The organism is Stenotrophomonas sp. 05L413 (assembly GCF_056397945.1).
In genome coordinates this window covers 105,585-121,852 of record NZ_JBFTOL010000007.1, presented here as the reverse complement: position 1 = coordinate 121,852, position 16,268 = coordinate 105,585, and the positions used below count along the sequence as shown (strand labels likewise).

13 protein-coding genes are annotated in these 16,268 nt (G+C 66.6%); 7 read left to right on the top strand and 6 right to left on the bottom strand.

Features of this window, described 5'->3' with window-relative positions; translation table 11 throughout:
* Positions 1–12: 12 nt before the first annotated feature.
* Both AC1DIQ_RS16040 and AC1DIQ_RS16035 read right to left on the bottom strand, forming a co-directional pair.
* Positions 13–2,058 (bottom strand): TonB-dependent receptor, encoded by a 2,046-nt coding sequence (locus AC1DIQ_RS16040; RefSeq protein WP_478050388.1) that lies wholly within the window; start codon positions 2,056–2,058, stop codon positions 13–15.
* A 169-nt stretch (positions 2,059–2,227) separates the two neighbouring features.
* Positions 2,228–3,877, bottom strand: a complete 1,650-nt coding sequence (locus tag AC1DIQ_RS16035) for a hypothetical protein (protein ID WP_478050387.1) — start codon at positions 3,875–3,877, stop codon at positions 2,228–2,230.
* A 237-nt stretch (positions 3,878–4,114) separates the two neighbouring features.
* On the opposite strand from AC1DIQ_RS16035, the gene AC1DIQ_RS16030 reads away from it, so the two are divergent.
* From AC1DIQ_RS16030 to AC1DIQ_RS16005, 6 genes are all read left to right on the top strand, one after another.
* The gene (locus tag AC1DIQ_RS16030) at positions 4,115–5,239 is read left to right on the top strand and encodes a metallophosphoesterase (RefSeq protein ID WP_478050386.1); all 1,125 of its coding nucleotides are present in this window, start codon (positions 4,115–4,117) and stop codon (positions 5,237–5,239) included.
* 123 nt (positions 5,240–5,362) lie between these two features.
* Positions 5,363–5,797 (top strand): pyridoxamine 5'-phosphate oxidase family protein, encoded by a 435-nt coding sequence (locus AC1DIQ_RS16025; protein WP_313212045.1) that lies wholly within the window; start codon positions 5,363–5,365, stop codon positions 5,795–5,797.
* A gap of 3 nt (positions 5,798–5,800) precedes the next feature.
* The gene (locus AC1DIQ_RS16020; RefSeq protein ID WP_478050385.1) at positions 5,801–6,556 is read left to right on the top strand and encodes a DUF72 domain-containing protein; all 756 of its coding nucleotides are present in this window, start codon (positions 5,801–5,803) and stop codon (positions 6,554–6,556) included.
* On the top strand, positions 6,549–7,361 hold the full coding sequence (locus AC1DIQ_RS16015; protein WP_478050384.1) for a DNA-formamidopyrimidine glycosylase family protein: 813 nt from the start codon (positions 6,549–6,551) through the stop codon (positions 7,359–7,361). The genes AC1DIQ_RS16020 and AC1DIQ_RS16015 overlap by 8 nt, the downstream gene beginning before the upstream one ends.
* A gap of 120 nt (positions 7,362–7,481) precedes the next feature.
* Positions 7,482–8,159 (top strand): class I SAM-dependent methyltransferase, encoded by a 678-nt coding sequence (locus AC1DIQ_RS16010; RefSeq protein WP_121043308.1) that lies wholly within the window; start codon positions 7,482–7,484, stop codon positions 8,157–8,159.
* A gap of 173 nt (positions 8,160–8,332) precedes the next feature.
* Positions 8,333–9,685, top strand: coding sequence for an MFS transporter (locus AC1DIQ_RS16005; protein ID WP_478050383.1), 1,353 nt, complete (start codon positions 8,333–8,335; stop codon positions 9,683–9,685).
* On the opposite strand, the gene AC1DIQ_RS16000 is transcribed toward AC1DIQ_RS16005, so the two are convergent.
* From AC1DIQ_RS16000 to AC1DIQ_RS15985, 4 genes are all read right to left on the bottom strand, one after another.
* Positions 9,637–11,838: a TonB-dependent siderophore receptor gene (locus tag AC1DIQ_RS16000; protein WP_478050382.1), complete on the bottom strand. Its 2,202-nt coding sequence runs from the start codon at positions 11,836–11,838 to the stop codon at positions 9,637–9,639. The genes AC1DIQ_RS16005 and AC1DIQ_RS16000 overlap by 49 nt on opposite strands.
* 188 nt (positions 11,839–12,026) lie before the next feature.
* Positions 12,027–13,718: a malate dehydrogenase (quinone) gene (gene mqo / locus AC1DIQ_RS15995; protein ID WP_121043326.1), complete on the bottom strand. Its 1,692-nt coding sequence runs from the start codon at positions 13,716–13,718 to the stop codon at positions 12,027–12,029.
* A 152-nt stretch (positions 13,719–13,870) separates the two neighbouring features.
* Positions 13,871–14,455, bottom strand: a complete 585-nt coding sequence (locus AC1DIQ_RS15990) for a hypothetical protein (RefSeq protein ID WP_461770490.1) — start codon at positions 14,453–14,455, stop codon at positions 13,871–13,873.
* An 82-nt stretch (positions 14,456–14,537) separates the two neighbouring features.
* Positions 14,538–15,443, bottom strand: a complete 906-nt coding sequence (locus AC1DIQ_RS15985) for a LysR family transcriptional regulator ArgP (protein WP_478050381.1) — start codon at positions 15,441–15,443, stop codon at positions 14,538–14,540.
* A gap of 134 nt (positions 15,444–15,577) precedes the next feature.
* On the opposite strand from AC1DIQ_RS15985, the gene AC1DIQ_RS15980 reads away from it, so the two are divergent.
* The gene (locus tag AC1DIQ_RS15980) at positions 15,578–16,213 is read left to right on the top strand and encodes a LysE/ArgO family amino acid transporter (protein WP_121043335.1); all 636 of its coding nucleotides are present in this window, start codon (positions 15,578–15,580) and stop codon (positions 16,211–16,213) included.
* Positions 16,214–16,268 lie beyond the last annotated feature (55 nt).

Genomic DNA, 16,268 nt, shown 5'->3' with positions numbered 1-16,268 from the left:
GGGCGGGCTGCCCTACAGCTTCAGGTTCAACGACACGTAGGCCGCGCGCCCCGGTGCGGGTGAGAACATCGGCTGGTCATCGCCGCCCCAGAAGAAGTTGTCGTACCACGCATACGCGTAGTCGCGGCCGGTCAGGTTCTTCACCTGCACGTCCAGGCTCAGCCGCTCTGACAGCTGATACGACGCGCTGGCATCGAGCACCGCGAAGGCGCCGAACTTGCCCTGCGTGTTGCGCTCTTCAATGTAATAGTCACCCTGCATCCGGCCCTGCAGGCCGAAGGTCCAGCGCTCGTTGGTGCGGTAGTCCACGCCGATGTTGCTGATGTAGCGCGGTGTGGCGATGACCTCGTTGCCGGCCAGAGCGGTACCGTCGGTGGTGAAGGCGCTGACCACCTTGGCCTGCTGGATGGCGTGCGAGCCCCACAGCGTCCACTGGTCGCCCAGGCGCGTGGTGACCTGCAGGTCGACGCCTTCGCGACGGGTCTGGCCCAGGCCGACCGAGGTGCCGGTGGCGGGCATGTTGGCGACCTCGTCGGTTGCATCCTGGCGCCACACCGCGATGCGCGCGTCGGTGCCGACCGCCGGGGTGAATTTGATGCCTACCTCCTTGCCGGTATTGATCGAGGGCCGGAAGGTCGCCTGGCCGGCGGTGAGGTAGGCCGGTGCGGTGGAGCCGGTCAGTACCTGGAACGTCCTGCCCCAGTTGGCATAGACGTTCAGGGCCGGGGTGATCGCATAGACCACGCTCAGCTTGGGCTGCTCGATCGTGCCGTAGTGCTGCAGCGGGGCGGTGATGCCACCGGGCAGGTGGGTGCTGCCGGAGAAGCGGTCGACGCGGTAGGCAGGCACGATCTTCAGGGCAGGGGTGGGCTGATACACGGCCTGCACGTAAGCACCGAGGTTGTCCAAAGAATAGCGGTCGTCGTTCTGGATCCGCGCCGGGGTCGAGAAGTCGGTCGGGATCGCGTGGTTGTAGCGCAGGCGGCGATACGTGTTGTCCTGATGCTCGGCGTTGAAACCGCCTTCGACCGTCAGCGCAGGCGTGGCCGCCCAGGTCAGCGTGCTGAGCAGGCCGGTCTGTTTCTCGTCCCACTGGCGGCGCTGGCGCGGCGCGTTGCCGGGCACGTAACGGGTGAAGGTCACCTGCCGATCGTCCTCGTAGCGGTTGTAGTACAGCTTGTTGGTGACATGAACGGTGTCACTCAGCTGCAGGTCCAGGTGGGTGCTGAGATGGCGCATGTCGCGGTCGTCGAGATCGTTGGCATTCTTGAGCGCCGATCCGCGACGGTCGGTGGCCAACTCTTCAGCCGTCATGAAGCCGGGCTCGTCCGCCTCGTGGTGGTACACGCGTGCGATCAGGCCGATGGTGAACAGATCCTCTTCGCCGCTATAGAACCACTTGCCGCCGAGCGAGTACTTTTTCGAACGGTCATGGTCGCGGTAGCCATCGGAGGCCTGTGACGCCAGGAAGTAGTTCTGGGCGACACCGTTCGCTTCGCGACCGATCGCGACCTGCGCTTCGCGGGTGTTGTAGCTGCCGTAGGTGAGTCGCGCATCGGTGTAGTTGCCACCCTGGCGGGTGCCGAGGTTGATGTTGCCGCCAATGTTGTGCAGGCCGTAGCGGGGATCGTTGGTCCCGCGCACGACTTCGATGTAGTCGATGTCCAGCGGGAACACCATGTCGATGAAGCGCTGATTGCCACTGTTGACGTTGCTGGGAATGCCGTCGATCAGGATCTTGATGCCGTTGAGGTAGCCCTCGCCATTGAACGCGCGGAAGGTGGCCTTGCCGGATTCCGCGCCCTGGCGGGTTTCGGTGAGCTGCATGCCCGGCATCTGGCCGAGCAGCTCCCAGCTGTTGGACACGTTCTTCTCGTGTACCTGGTCGCCGCCCATCACATCCACCGAGGTCAGCACACGGCTGGCGGCCAAGGGGCGGTGCGAGCCTTCGCGCACGTGCACGCTGCCCACGGTGATCGCAGCATCGCCGGACTGTGCGCGCGCTTCGCCTGCGCACAGGGTCGCCAATACGGCGGACACCATTGCCTTGGTTCTCATCGGGTCGTGCCTTTCCGGGCGTGTGGTTAAAAAGAAATAATATAACATTGCATTAGGTGCGGTCATCCGTCCTCTGACGGCCGCGCAGAGCAATGCGGGGGCCTGACGGATCCTCCCTGGCCAGGCTGCGGAAAAGGCCTGCGCTTCAGCAGACCACAAACGTGGGGTGTCAGTGCGGCGCGGCGCCGCTCAGCGTGCTTGCGTTCTGGAACACCCACTGGCGTGACATGGTCTCCCAACGGTAATGCCGCAGCTTCAGCGCGGCGATCGGCTGCGCCGTAGCGATCTCAAGCCGTAGCGGCAGGCGATCCTGCTCCCAGCTCAGCGGTCGCTCGCGGACTTCCCGCGTGCCAGTGCCGGCGGCGCGTCCGGCCATCTGCGTTGCGGCAGCGATCGGGCGGCCGGCCGCGTCCACCGGTACGGCTGTCGTCCAGACACCGCGGGTCTGTGCGGGCGGCGGGAGGTCCTGCAACACGGTGACGCGTTGGGGCGAGGTCCAGGCGATCCGCGCCTGGGGACTGCGCTGCGACGATTGCCCTTGGGCAAGTGCCTCACTGCCGTCCCACTGGTAGGTCTCCACATCGACCGTCGCCCGGAGGCTGTCGAGTGCCTCCAGTTGCGCCGCGCGCGTATCCAGCGGCAGCCGCAGTGGAAACGCCAGGTCGCTTTCGCCGATCTGGTAGCTCTCCATCAGCATCCAAAGGTGTGGCACCGGGACCGCCCGCAAGTGGGGAAGCGCACGACCGGCATGGTCGAGCAGTTCAACCTCGCGCATCCGCGCGGAGACCACCAGGGGTGGTGCGGTGGGGGTGTTGCCGGAGATGTCACGCGCGGCGCGCATCTCACCTCCCAGGCGGAGCAGAGGGCGCGATGTGCGGGCATCAGGCCTGAGACCGAACAGCAGGCTCTTCTCGATGCGAGGCAGTGCGGCCGCATCGAGCATCCAGGGCTCCAGCGTGCCATCTTCCTGCGAATCGACGACGTAATCTGCCGGATCGCGCGATGGAGCAGAGAAGGGAGGGCGCCGCAGCGCCTCATCGGTGGCGTCATGCGCCGACGCGCCGTCCTCATCCGAGAGCACGTCCGGCGTGGCGATCTCGGCAAGGTTCGCCAGGTGCATACGGTGCGTGGTGGCCTGCGTGCCGTTCTTGCCGGCGGCCACGTGGAATTCGAAGCGCGCTTCCAACGGCATGCCGTCGGCACGGCGCAATGCCTGGCGGCCGCTGCCGCGCAAGGTGTCGCCCTCCACGGTGGTGTCCAGCACCACGGCATCGGCGGTCACCGCACGGACCTGCATGCGCCACACGATCGCGCCCAGACCCTGCGTGGCATCGTGCTGCACGAGGTGCTGGCCCACCGTAAGCGCCGCGGGCAGACGCCGGGGGCGCAGGCCGAGCGCCTGCTCCGACGAGGTCAGCACCTGCGCCAGGTAGGGCTGACGGGCAGTGAGTGCCTGCCATGCCTGTGGCGCCAGTGAACGCACCTCGGTGACACGGCCCTGGTCGTCCAGATGCATGTCGATGCCGGCGGCCATGACCTCGAGCAGCGCCTGCGCATCGGGCGTATCCGGATCCAGCGCCAGCGTGCTGCGGCCGACGCCGCTGCCGGTCGGCGCGGACCACAGCAGGCGCGTGCGAAGACCGTGGCCGGGCGCCAGGGTCAAACCGGTCAACATGCGTTTGCGCAGCGCGGGGGCCGCGCTGTCGGCCGCGCTGACCTGTTGGCTGATGAAATAGACCGCTTCGGTAGGCGGGGCAGCGGCAGCGGACGCACCGCTGAAGAAGAGAATGCCCAGCAACGGGCCGCGCAGTGACGCCATCCTTGTAGTCCTTGTCCTGGGAGTGCCGGCGTGCACCCGCAGGATCGGACAGCGTGCAGGTGCAGCGTATCGACGGCGGGTACAACGGACGACAGTTTCCCACACCCATCGGCGCGGCCGACACTGCCCCCGCCGGCCTGCCGTTGCCTGAATCATCCCGAACGCCTGCACTGGAATGCGCGGCCTGAATCAGGAACGATGGCAGGGTTTGTCCCCCCACGTTTCCAGGATGTGCCTGTGCTGAGTGTGATCGGCTGTTTGCTCGCGTTGTATCTGGTGTGGCGCGTGATCTGGCCGCTGCGGCTGTCGCGTCCGGTGCGGATCGTACTGGGCCTGCTCGTGGTCGCACTGGCGCTGCACCACCGGATCGTGGCCCAGTTCGCCGGGACCATGGCCTCGCCCGAGATTCCCACGGCGATGATCGCGGTGCTCGCGACCGGCTTCACCACGCTGCTGATCAGTGCGGTGTTCGTGCTGGTGCTGGATGCGCTGCTGCTCATCGCGCGCCTGGTCCGGGCGCAGCGCGTGCTGCCGATGCTGCGCGCGGCGTGGCTGCGCCCTGCAGCGAGCACGTTGGCGCTGCTGCTGTCCGCCTACGGCATCTGGCAGGGCATGGCGGTCCCCAAGCCGCGGCAGATCGAGGTCGCCATCGACGGGCTGCCGGCCGCGTTCGACGGCTACCGCGTGCTGCAGCTCACCGACATCCACGCCAGCCGCCTGCTCACCGGTGCCTGGGTGGAGAAAGTGGTCACCGAAAGCAATGCCCTGCATCCGGATCTGGTGGTGATCACCGGGGATCTGATCGACGGCAGCGTCAGCGCCCGCGCCAACGATTTCGCGCCTCTGGCCAGTCTGCACGCGCCCGATGGCGTCATCGCGATCACCGGCAATCATGAGTATTACGCGCAGTACGCCGAGTGGATGCAGGCCTTTCGCGGGCAGGGCATGCAGGTGCTGGAGAACACCCACACGCAGGTCCAGCGTGACGGTGCGACGCTGACCATCGCCGGTGTCACCGATCCGGTGGCCGCGCGCTACGGCCTGCCAATGCCGGACCTGACCGCCACACTGGCCGGCGCGGACCCGCAGGCGCCGGTGATCCTGCTCGACCATCGTCCGGTGGAGGCACGCGCGAATGCCGCGAAGGGCGTCGCGCTGCAGCTCTCCGGCCACACTCACGGCGGCCACATCCTCGGCATGGACCAGCTGGTCAAGCGCGCCAATGGCGGCTTTGTCTCCGGGCGCTATGAGGTGAATGGCATGACCTTGTATGTCAGCAACGGTGCCGGGTTGTGGCCGGGCTTCGCGGCGCGTATCGGCGTGCCGTCCGAGATCACCCTGATCACGCTGCGATCGCGCTGATGGTGTGCGGATGCGTGCCCGATGAGGATCACCTCATGTGAAATTTCCGCCAGTGGCTGTGCACGCCTCGGTCACCGGGCAGCGCGGAGGCTGGGCGCACGAGCCCTGACCTGCGGAGATTCCATGACCACTCTGACCCTGCCCGAACTGGCCAAGAAGATGGCCGGCATCGATTTCGCGATGCTGCAGACCCACACCGCCAGCGGCGAGATCGCCGGCCGGCCGATGAGCAACAACGGTGACGTGGACTACGACGGCGACAGCTACTTCTTCGCTTTCGACAGTGCCGACATGGTGGCCGAGATCGAACGCGACCCGAAAGTGGCGCTGTCCTTCACCGGCAGCAAATCGCTGCTGGGCAAGCCGCCGTTGTTCGTGGCCGTGGAAGGCCATGCCACGCTCAGCCGCGACCGCGCGACCCTGCAGGCGCATTGGGTCCCGGATCTGGAACGCTGGTTCAAGCAGGGCGTGGATACGCCCGGCATCGTGCTGATACAGGTCAAGGCGACCCGCATCCACTACTGGTCGGGCGAGGACGACGGCGAGATCCGCCTGTAAACGATGCCTGCCTCGTCGATCAAGATCGGATGCGCAGGCTGGTCGATTCCCAGCCGTTACGCCGCATTGACCGGCGCGGGCGAGAGCATGCTCGCGCGGTACGCAACGCGGTTCCCGGTGGTTGAGATCAACTCCTCTTTCTATCGGCCGCACCAGCAGCGCACGTATGAACGCTGGGCGGCGAGCGTGCCGGCCACGTTCCGGTTCTCGGTGAAGCTGCCCAAGGCCATCTCGCATGAGGCAGCGCTGCGCGGTTGCGGTCCGGCGCTGGAGCGCTTCCTTGAGGAGACGGCCGGCCTGGGCCGCACGCTGGGCGGGCTGCTGCTGCAGCTGCCGCCGAGCCATGCCTTCGATGCGCGGGTGGCGGCCGGCTTCTTCGGCATGCTGCGGCGTCGCACCGATGTGCGCGTGGTCTGCGAGCCACGCCACACCACCTGGTTCACACCGCAGGCCGACGCGATGCTGCAGCGGCATGCGATCGGGCGTGTCGGCGCGGACCCTGCGCGAGTTCCCGAGGCCGCCCAGCCGGGCGGTGACGCCGGATGGCGCTACTGGCGATGGCATGGCGCGCCACGCATGTACTACAGCGACTATGACGACGCAGCACTGCGGGAGTTGGCCAGGACGGTTACTGCGCGGACAGCAGGTGCGCGCTGGGTGATCTTCGACAACACCGCCCATGGGTTCGCCATCGCCAATGCGTCCCGGCTGCAGGACATCCTGAGCGGCGCTACCCTCCAGGAGCCCGGACATGCCTGAAGGTCCCTCCATCGTCATCCTGCGTGAGGCCGCCGCCAAGTTCCGCGGCAAGACCGTGCGCCTGGCCACCGGCAACAGTTCGTTGGACCTGACCCGCATGGAAGGGCGGCGGGTGGTGGCGCTGCGCAGCTGGGGCAAGCACTTCCTGATCGAGTTCCGTGGCTTCAGCCTGCGCGTGCACATGCTGATGTTCGGCAGCTACCGCATTGATGAGCGCAAGCCGTCGCCACCGCGGGTGTCGCTGCAGTTCGACAACGGCGAGCTCAACATCTATGCCTCGTCGGTGAAGTACATCGAAGGCGCGCTGGAGGACACCTACGACTGGCGCGGGGATGTGATGAACCCGGCCTGGGATCCCGGGCTGGCGCGCAGGAAGCTCAAGCAGCAGCCGGAAACGTTGATCTGCGACGCGCTGCTGGACCAGGATATCTTTGCCGGCGTGGGCAACATCATCAAGAACGAGGTGCTGTTCCGCACGCGTGTGCATCCCGAATCCACGGTCGGCGCGCTGCCACCGCGCAAGCTGGGCGAGATCATCAAACAGGCGCGACAGTACAGCTTCGATTTCCTGGACTGGAAGCAGCAGTTCGTGCTGCGCCAGCACTGGCTGGTCCACACCAAACGGACCTGCCCCCACTGCGGCGGCCCCCTCAGCAAGACCTACCCGGGCACGACCCGGCGGCGGACGTTTTTCTGCCCGGTGTGCCAGGTGCGCTACGGCGCCGCGCCTGCCGGGTGCAAGGCCGCGCCGAACGCACGCAAGGCATCCCCGAGGCGTTCAGCCAGGTCCTCGCCCATGGCGTAGGATGGGTCCACACGCACGTACGCGCGTCCTGCGCGATCGACACCTGATCGCCTTCGCTCCTTTCTCAGAGTCCTTCATGCCGCCAGCGGAATGAAGGCTCCCGTGTCCCACGGAGCGCTCATGCCGGGCTATACCACCCGCATTCTCACCATCCCGGTCGGCGGTCACGACTTCCGTATCCGCGCGCTCAGCGATCTGCAGCAGTTTTCCGATCCCACCGGACGCGCCCAGCGGGCCGGCATCCACTCCTCGCTGTGGAGCCTGTTCGGTCAGATCTGGCCGGCCGGCCGCGCGCTGGCCGATACCATGAGCCACTTCGATGTGACCGGTAAGCGGATCCTGGAGCTGGGCTGCGGGCTGGGCCTGTCCAGCCTGGTGCTGGCCCATCGCGGCGCGGATGTCGTGGCGACCGACCACCATCCACTGGCCGAATCCTTCCTGGCCTACAACGCCGGCCTCAACGACCTGCCCGCGGTGACCTACCGTGACCTGCCTTGGGAGGTCCCTGACGGTTCGCTGGGGCGCTTCGATCTGATCATCGGCAGCGACATCCTCTACGAACGGGGGCATGCCCATCAGATCGCGGCGATGATGCTGCGGCACGCCAAGCCCGATGCCGAACTGCTGATCACCGATCCCGGCCGCGGCAACGTGGGGTCGTTCTCGCGTGGCATGGCCCTGCAGGGCTTCGATGTGACCGAGGAGCTGGGGCTGTTCGAGGATGAAGGCAATGCGCCGGGCAACGGCCGCCTGCTGAGCTATCGGCGGGGTGCGGTGCGGCCGGCGGCCGTGGCCTGAGCGCAGGCAGGGCGTGTTGCGACACGACCGCTCTGCTGTGACGCGGCGTGCAGATCGACTGGCGTAGGCTGTCGCCGTCCAGACGCGGCCCAGGCGGCCGGGAGTCCCTCGATGCGATCTCGTCCACTGCCGCGCCGCGAAGGCCTGCGTGTTTTCAGGGTGCAGGCTTGAGCATGGCCGCCACCGCGCCCACTGCGCGCCCGCAGACGCGCTCGATGATCATCGCCGGTCTCTCCACGGTGGTGGAGTGGTACGACTTCACCCTTTACCTGTATCTGGCCACGGTGCTGTCGCGCGTGTTCTTCGGCGGCGGCGAGAACGCGCTGCTGGCTACCCTGGCCGGGTTTGCGGTGTCGTATCTGATGCGGCCCCTGGGTGCACTGGTCTTCGGCCATCTCGGCGACCGTTTCGGGCGGCGCTACATGCTGCTGGCCTCGATGTTGCTGATGACCGTGGCGATGCTCGCCACCGCGCTGCTGCCCACCTTCGAGAGCATCGGCGCCGCTGCCGGTGTGCTGCTGTTGCTGCTGCGCTGCCTGATGGCGTTCTCGGTGGGCGGCGAGTACACGGGCGTGGTCGCCTATCTGCTGGAAACCGCACCCGTGCGCAGGCGCGGGCTGGTGACCTCATTGGCGTCGGCCGCGAGCGAAGTGGGGGCCCTGCTGGCGGTGGCGTTGTCAGCGCTGACCGTCGCGCTGCTGAGCACGGCGCAGCTGGATGGCTGGGGCTGGCGGATTCCGTTTTTCGTCGGGGCGGCGCTGGCCGGTGCGATCCTGCTGGCGCGCTCGACCATGCACGAGTCGCCCGAGTTCGAGCGGCAGCAAGCCGAGGGTACCGTGCCGACGTCGCCGATCCGCGATACCTGGCGGCACCACAAGCCCGCGATTGCGCGCACGTTTGCGATCTCCGCACTGGGCTCGATCACTTATTACGTCGGCATTACCTATGTGCCCGCGTTCCTCGGTTCGGTGGGGCAGGTGAGTGAGTCGGAGGCGTTGTGGCTGTCCACGGTCGCGGCGGTGGCAGTGATCGTGGTGACACCACTGGCCGGTGCGCTGTCCGACCGGATCGGGCGTCGCCCGGTGTTGATCGCGTTGGCCGGGCTGTCGGCGCTGCTGCCGTTGACCATGTTCTCGGTGATGGCCGGGGGCAGCACCGTGGCGATCGGGCTGGCGGCGGTGGTGCTGGCGTGTCTGGCCGGTGGGGTGAGTGCGGTGGCGGCCCCTGCCACGGCCGAGCAGTTCCCCGGCGAAGGGCGCCTCAGCGGGCTGGCACTGGGCGTCACCATGGCCACGGCGTTCTTCGGTGGCGCGACGCCGTTGCTGGCCGAACTGCTGGTGCGGCATACCGGCTGGTCGTCGGCCGTCTTCGAGGAGCCGGCCAGCGGCCGGCACTACCGGTATACGGTGGGTTGCACAAAACAGAACAGGCCGCCCGAAGGCGACCCGTTCGTTCAACACAGCGATGTCGTCAGGCCTCAGTACTTCCAGCGCAGGCTCAATGCGACAAAGCGCGGCTCGCCGTAGTTGTTGTAATCCAGGTTGGCCCAATAGGTCTTGTCCAGCGCATTGCGCACGCTCAACGTCGCCGTCCAGCTGTCGCTGATGCGGTAGTTGGCGTTGAACTGCACCAGCGCATACGCAGGCTGGTTCACCGTCACCGTGCCGCCGAGCGGATAGGGGACGTTGTAGCCCTGCACCTTGCTCTGCCACTGCACGCCGGCACCCACGCTCAGGCGCTCCAGTGCACCGCGCAGCCGCACCTGGGTGTTGAGCTGCAGCAGATCTTCGGCCGGGTTGGCGTACAGCAGATCGGTGGCGGCACGGGTCACCTTGACGTGGGTGAAGCCGGCATTGACGGTCCAGCCCGGCAGGATCTCGCCGTTGACGTCCACTTCCCAGCCGCGTGACTTGGTCCCGTTGATGCCGATATAGGCAGAACTGCCGTCGCTGAGCGAGCGCTCCGGCACGCTCGTGTCGAGCACCGCGTAGTTGTCCTGCTTGGCCTCGAACACCGCGGCATTGGCGGTCAGGCGGCCGTCGAACCACTGCGACTTGATGCCCGCTTCCAGATTCGAACCTTCCACCGGCGCCAGCAGGTTTTCGTTGCGGTCCTTGAAGTTCTGCGGGTTGAAGATTTCGGTGTAGCTGGCATATGCCGCCACCTGCGGGGTGATGTCGTATACCAGTCCCACATAGGGCGTGACTTCATCCGTCACTTTGTAGGCGCCGCTGGTGCCGGTGTATGCGCCGGCCGCGTTGTAGGAACGGGACAGCGTTTCCCAGCGGCTCAGGCGCGCGCCGGCAATCAAGGCCAGCGGATCGGCCAGGCGCAGGCGGGTGGCCACGTAGACGCCGCTCTGGGTGGTCTTGGCGACGCGGCGTGCGCCGGTGCGCGCGTAGGTCACCTCGGAGATGTCGCCATCCCACGTGCGGATATCCGGGATGTAATAGCAGCGCTCGGTCCCGCAACGTGCCCAGTCGGTGGGATAGCGCAGCGCGATGGTGTTGGTGGTGCCTTCCAGATCCGCCCACTGCCCCCCCACGGTCAGGTCGTGCTCGCGGCCGAACAGGGAGAACGTGCCGCTCAGGTAGGCATCCACGTTGCGGCGGGTGTCTTCGGAATCGCCGGCGGCGGTGCGCAGGAAGATGCCCGCACCGGTGGCCGGATCCGGGTAGCCACTGCCGTACACGCGCACGTTCTGCACGTTACCCTGGGTGTAGGCGGTGTTGATCTTCAGCAGCCAGTTCTCACCGAAGCGCTGCTCCAGGTTGGCGAAGGCGGTGCTGGTCTCGCGCTGCCAGTAGCTCCACTTCGGCGCGACGTTGGTCGAGCGCGGCAGATGGGCGAAGTCGCCCTGGCTGTTGAAGAACGGCACGGTGCCCCAGGTCGAGCCGACCGGATTGTTGTCCTGGGTCTGGTAGCCCACGGTCAGCGTGGTGCTGTCGGTCAGGTCACCTTCCAGCACGGCCATGCCGGCCATCTTGTTCTCGTGGTAGCGGTCGTAATACAGATCGCGGTCGGTGTAGGCGGCAACCACGCGGCTGCGGAAACGGCCGTCCGCGGTCAACGGCGCGGTCACGTCGGCTTCCATGCGCTGGTAGTCCCAGCTGCCGGCGCTGACCGAGAAGGAGGCATCGAACTCCTTGCCCGGGCGCTTGCGCAGCAGGTTGACCGTCGCCGATGGCACACCGGCGCCGCTGAGCAGGCCGTTGGCGCCGCGGATCACTTCGACCCGATCGTAGAACGCGGTGTCATATTCCTGGTTGGTCGAGCCACTGTAGGTGGGGATGCCATCGACCTGGAAATCGGTGATGGGAAAACCGCGCGCGTAATACAGCGGGCGCTGGGTGTCGTAGAACGAGACGCTCACGCCGGTGACGTTGCGCATGACGTCGTTGATGCTGAACAGCGATTCGTCCTGCAGGCGCTGAAGGCCGATCGAGGTCGCCGACTGTGGGGTTTCCTGCAGGCTGATCGGTAGCCGCGTGGTGCTCGACGGCGCGGCCCGCGCACCGACCACACTGACCTTGTCCAGCGTCTTGGCATCGGCATTGCTGCTGGCGTCTGCCGGCGCATCGGCGAAGGCCTGCGGGGCGGTCAGCACCAGCACGGAAAGCAGGGCCAGGCCCAGCGGGGCACGGCGGGGAAGGCGAAGCGAAGCAGCGCAGGCGTACATGCGGGTCTCGTGATGATATGGGGGTGTGGCCGGGCCCCAAGCCCGGCGGGGTGCAAATGTAAAGCGTTCGCATTCGCTTTACAAATACTGAACATTCAGATTGTCCAGCCCCCAGAACGCAACCGGCCACCGCAAGGGTGGCCGGAGGGAAACCGTGGCGGAGGCGCGAAGGCCCCGCCGGTGCAGGCTTACAGCGCCTGCAGTTCTTCGTTGGCGTTGCGCTTGGCCTCGGCCGGCTTGGCGGCCGGCGGCGGGGTCAGCATCACCGCCGGGCTGGTCTCGACCGGCACCTCCAGGTACGGCAGCTTCAGGGTCTCGCTGGTCAGGCGGCGGATCTCATTGGTCAGCGCCGGGCTGTCGTTGAGCTTGCGGCCGTACGACGGGACGATCTGCTTCAGGCGCGCTTCCCAGCCGGCCGCCATCTGCTCGGGGAAGGCTTTCTTGAGCAGGTCCAGCATGATCGGCGGCGAGGTCGAGGCACCCGGCGAGGCGCCGAGCAGGGCGGCCAGGGTGTGGTCCTGGTCGGTCACGATCTCGGTACCGAACTGCAGGATCGCGCCCTTTTCCGGGTCCTTCTTGATGATCTGCACGCGCTGGCCGGCGGTGACCAGCTTCCAGTCCTCGCGCTTGGCGTGGGGGAAGTACTTGACCAGTTCGGCCTGGCGGTCGTCATCGTTCAGACGTGCCTGGCCCATCAGGTACTTCACCAGGTCCAGATTCTCCAGGCCCACGTCCATCATGCCGGCTACGTTGTTGTGGTTGACCGAGGAATACAGGTCGAACCACGAGCCGTGCTTGAGGAACTTGGTGCTGTACAGCGCGAACGGCCCGAACAGCACCACCGGCTTGCCATCCAGCTTGCGCGCATCCAGATGCGGCACCGACATCGGCGGCGAGCCGGTTTCGGCCATGCCGTAGGCTTTGACCGAATGCCGGTTGGCGATCGCCGGGTCCTGGAAGGCCAGGAACTGGCCACCGACCGGGAAGCCGGCGTAGTTCTTCGATTCCGGAATGCCCGACAGCTGCAGCAGCTTGAGCGCGGCACCACCGGCACCGATGAACACGAAACGCGACTTGACCGTGGTCTCGTTGTCGGACTTCAGGTCCTTGACGGTCACGTTCCAGCTCTTGTCATCGTTCTGGCGCAGCGCGCGCACTTCATGGTTGAGGTGCAGTTTGAAGTTCGGGCTGCGTTCCAGGCCCGCGGTCAGCTGGCGGGTGATCACGCCAAAGTTGACGTCGGTGCCCAGCGGCATCCAGGTGGCGGCGACCTTCTGCTTCGGGTCGCGGCCTTCCATCAACAGCGGCGCCCACTGCGTGATCTGCGCGGGATCCTCGGAGTACTGCATGCCGTAGAACAGCGGGTTCTTGACCAGCGCCTGCTGACGCTTGTGCAGGTAGGCGATGTTCTCATCACCCCAGACGAAGCTCATGTGCGGGGTCGGGTTGATGAAATCGCTGGGCTGGCTCAGGCGGCCTTCGCGGATCTGGTGCGACCAGAACTGGCGCGAGATCTCGAACTGCTCGGCGATGCCGACCGCACGCTTGGTCTCGATGCTGCCGTCGGGAAGTTCCGGGGTGTAGTTCAGCTCGGCGAACGCGGAATGACCGGTACCGGCATTGTTCCAGCCGTCCGAGCTTTCCAGCGCAACCCCGTCCAGGCGCTCATAGACCTGGATGTTCCAGTCTGGCTGCAGCTCCTGCAGGAACGTGGCGAGCGTGATGCTCATGATGCCGCCGCCGACCAGGACGACGTCGACCGGCTTGTCGTTGCCGGCAGCCGGGACCGAACGCTGATGCAGCGGCCAGTACAGGAACAGTGCCGCTGCCAACAGCAACACCACGAACAGGCCGAGGACGACCTTCGCTAGTTTTTTCATGGGGATCTCAGGTAGGGAGACATGGGAAGGATGCCGCCGCTGCCGGGAACGCCCGTGAAGACGGGCGTCACAGCGGTACCTTGACTGCAATTTTAGCCCTTTCCGGTACGGATTTGGTGCAACGCAGCATCCGGTGGGTGTGCCAGGCCGGGTCAGTCGCTGGCCAAGGTGAAGTATTCAAGGAGGAAATAGCTGGCTTGATAGGCCAGCGCTATCAGGGCCAGGGCCAGGTGGGCGCGGCGTTGGCGCAGGGCGATGCCCAGCCCGGCAATGGCCAGCATCACCACCGTGTGGACCCAGTAGGCATCGCCGAGCATCTGCCAGCGGCTGTGACCCTTGATGGCGGTATCGACCAGATCCAGCAGCGTGACCAGCGCCAGCATCCCGAAGAAGCCACCGCGCCGCTGCAGCAGGTAGTTTTCATAGCTGCCGAACTCGCGCACATCGTCCGGAAACAGCAGGACGCAGAGCAGGTACCAGGCGGCGCAGTAGGCGATCACGAACAGATACAACTCGAAGGTCCACTGCCGGACCTCCCCCAGGCGGAATTCCCACCACCAGAAGGTCACCACCGAGATCAGCGCCCAGACCACCCAGCACAGGTGGATCCACGACCAGCCGCGGCGCTGGGGGTGCTCGATGATCCCCGCCAGCCCGCGCAGCAGGGTGGTGATGCTCAGGCCGAGGATGATGCTGAGCACCACGCGGATATGCAGGTAGACCGGATCGGTGTCCATCGACGTGCCCGCGGCTGGAACGCGCCGATGCTGCAACGGGGCGGGTCGTCAGGTCGTGTAGGGCGGCTCTACCGGTCGGGGCTTACCGCTTCTTGCGCACCAGCGTCGCCGAGGCCGCCAGCACCGCCCGGGTCAGCAGCGCCATCGTCTGCACATCGCCCTTCCAGTGCTGCCAGTACAGCGGCACGTCTTCCCAGGCGCGCTGTTTCATGTGCACCAGCCGGCCAGCCTCCAGGTGGCGTTTGACCAGCGGCAGCGGGTTCATGGTCCAGCCCAGCCCACCGAGGTTGGCCTGGACGAATGCGCGGGTGGAGGGGATCCACCAGGTCGGCGCGGTCAGCGGCAGGTCGTTGCCGGCCAGGCGGCGGGCGAACCGGGCCTGCATGTCGTCCTTGCGGTTGAACACCAGCACCGGGGCCTGGGCCAGCGACTGCGCGTTGACGCCCTTGGCGAAGTGCTGCTCATGGAAGGCCGGGGTGCAGGTGGCGGCGTAGCGGATGCTGCCCAGCGCATGGATCTGGCAACCCTGCACGGGCTCATCCAGCGTGGTCACCGCGCCCAGCACAGCCCCTTGCCGGAGCAGGGCCACGGTGTGATCCTGGTCTTCCGAGCGCAGGTCCAGCGTGGTGCCGGTCTGCCGCGCGAACTGCAGGGCAGCCTCGGGGAACCAGGTTTCCAGGCTGTCGTGGTTGACCGCCACCGGAATGCTGGCGTGGGGCAGGTCCTCATCGGCGATGCCCATCCGGTGCAGGGCATCGTGCTCGAGCAGGGCGGTCTGCTCGGCCAGCTGCACCAGCACCTGGCCTTCGGAGGTGGCCACCGCCGGCGAAGAGCGTTTGACCAGCAGGCGGCCGACCCGGTCCTCCAGCGCCTTGACCCGCTGGGAGACTGCCGAGGCGGTGACATTGAGCGACTGCGCGGCACGGTCGAAGCTGCCTTCGCGGATCACCGCCGCCAGGGCGCGGAGCTGGGCATGGTCGATGCGCATGATCTTAAGTTCTGCTAAAGATGGTTAAGTAAGTTTAGCTCTACTTTTTAATGTTGCGGCGCGACAATACGCGCCATCCGGTGCTGTACGCCTTGGCGAGGCACCGCCCCCCAGCAAGACACAGGTGGTATCCCATGTTTTCCATCCTTTCCGGCGGCGCCGGGCTGAGCGCGTGGCTCAGTGGTGCCGCAACCGGCATCGGCCTGTTCGCGGTGGTCGGCGCGCAGAGCGCGTTCATCCTGCGCCAGGGCATCCTGCGCAAGCACATCATTCCGGTGGTGGCGACCTGCGCGGCCATCGATGGCATCTTCATCTTCGCCAGCGTGGCGGGCCTGCGCACGCTGACCCAGGCGCTGCCGTGGCTCACCACCGTGGTCCTGTGGGGCGGTGTCGCCTTCCTGGCCTGGTACGCCTGGCAGTCGGCGCGGCGCGCGCTGGCCGGTGGCGGTGGCATGCACGTGGACGACGGCGACAGCACCTCCCGCCGCGCGGTGCTGATCTCGGCGGTCGGGTTCTCGCTGATCAACCCGCATTTCTGGCTGGACATGATGGTCATCGGCGGCATCGCCGAGAACTTCGGCAACGCGCGCATGGCGTTCGCGGCCGGCGTGTTCACCGCCAGCTGTCTGTGGCTGACCGCCCAGGGCCTGGGCGCGCGCCTGCTGGCCCCGCTGTTCACCAAGCCCAAAACCTGGCGCATCCTCGACGGCACCATCGCGGTGATCCTGTCGATCCTGGCGCTCAGCCTCGCGTTCCGCGGCATGCATTGAACTCTCTCCTCGATGCAGGTCCTGGAAATGGCACCGTTCGCGGTGCCATTTTTTT

What these genes read in the sequence shown, in the direction of transcription:
- AC1DIQ_RS16040 (WP_478050388.1), bottom strand. Translation starts at nt 2,058, where the DNA reads ATGAGAACCAAGGCAATGGTGTCCGCCGTATTGGCGACCCTGTGCGCA.
- AC1DIQ_RS16035 (WP_478050387.1), bottom strand. Translation starts at nt 3,877, where the DNA reads ATGGCGTCACTGCGCGGCCCGTTGCTGGGCATTCTCTTCTTCAGCGGT.
- AC1DIQ_RS16025 (WP_313212045.1), top strand. Translation starts at nt 5,363, where the DNA reads ATGACCACTCTGACCCTGCCCGAACTGGCCAAGAAGATGGCCGGCATC.
- AC1DIQ_RS16020 (WP_478050385.1), top strand. Translation starts at nt 5,801, where the DNA reads ATGCCTGCCTCGTCGATCAAGATCGGATGCGCAGGCTGGTCGATTCCC.
- AC1DIQ_RS16015 (WP_478050384.1), top strand. Translation starts at nt 6,549, where the DNA reads ATGCCTGAAGGTCCCTCCATCGTCATCCTGCGTGAGGCCGCCGCCAAG.
- AC1DIQ_RS16010 (WP_121043308.1), top strand. Translation starts at nt 7,482, where the DNA reads ATGCCGGGCTATACCACCCGCATTCTCACCATCCCGGTCGGCGGTCAC.
- AC1DIQ_RS16005 (WP_478050383.1), top strand. Translation starts at nt 8,333, where the DNA reads ATGGCCGCCACCGCGCCCACTGCGCGCCCGCAGACGCGCTCGATGATC.
- AC1DIQ_RS16000 (WP_478050382.1), bottom strand. Translation starts at nt 11,838, where the DNA reads ATGTACGCCTGCGCTGCTTCGCTTCGCCTTCCCCGCCGTGCCCCGCTG.
- mqo (WP_121043326.1), bottom strand. Translation starts at nt 13,718, where the DNA reads ATGAAAAAACTAGCGAAGGTCGTCCTCGGCCTGTTCGTGGTGTTGCTG.
- AC1DIQ_RS15990 (WP_461770490.1), bottom strand. Translation starts at nt 14,455, where the DNA reads ATGGACACCGATCCGGTCTACCTGCATATCCGCGTGGTGCTCAGCATC.
- AC1DIQ_RS15985 (WP_478050381.1), bottom strand. Translation starts at nt 15,443, where the DNA reads ATGCGCATCGACCATGCCCAGCTCCGCGCCCTGGCGGCGGTGATCCGC.
- AC1DIQ_RS15980 (WP_121043335.1), top strand. Translation starts at nt 15,578, where the DNA reads ATGTTTTCCATCCTTTCCGGCGGCGCCGGGCTGAGCGCGTGGCTCAGT.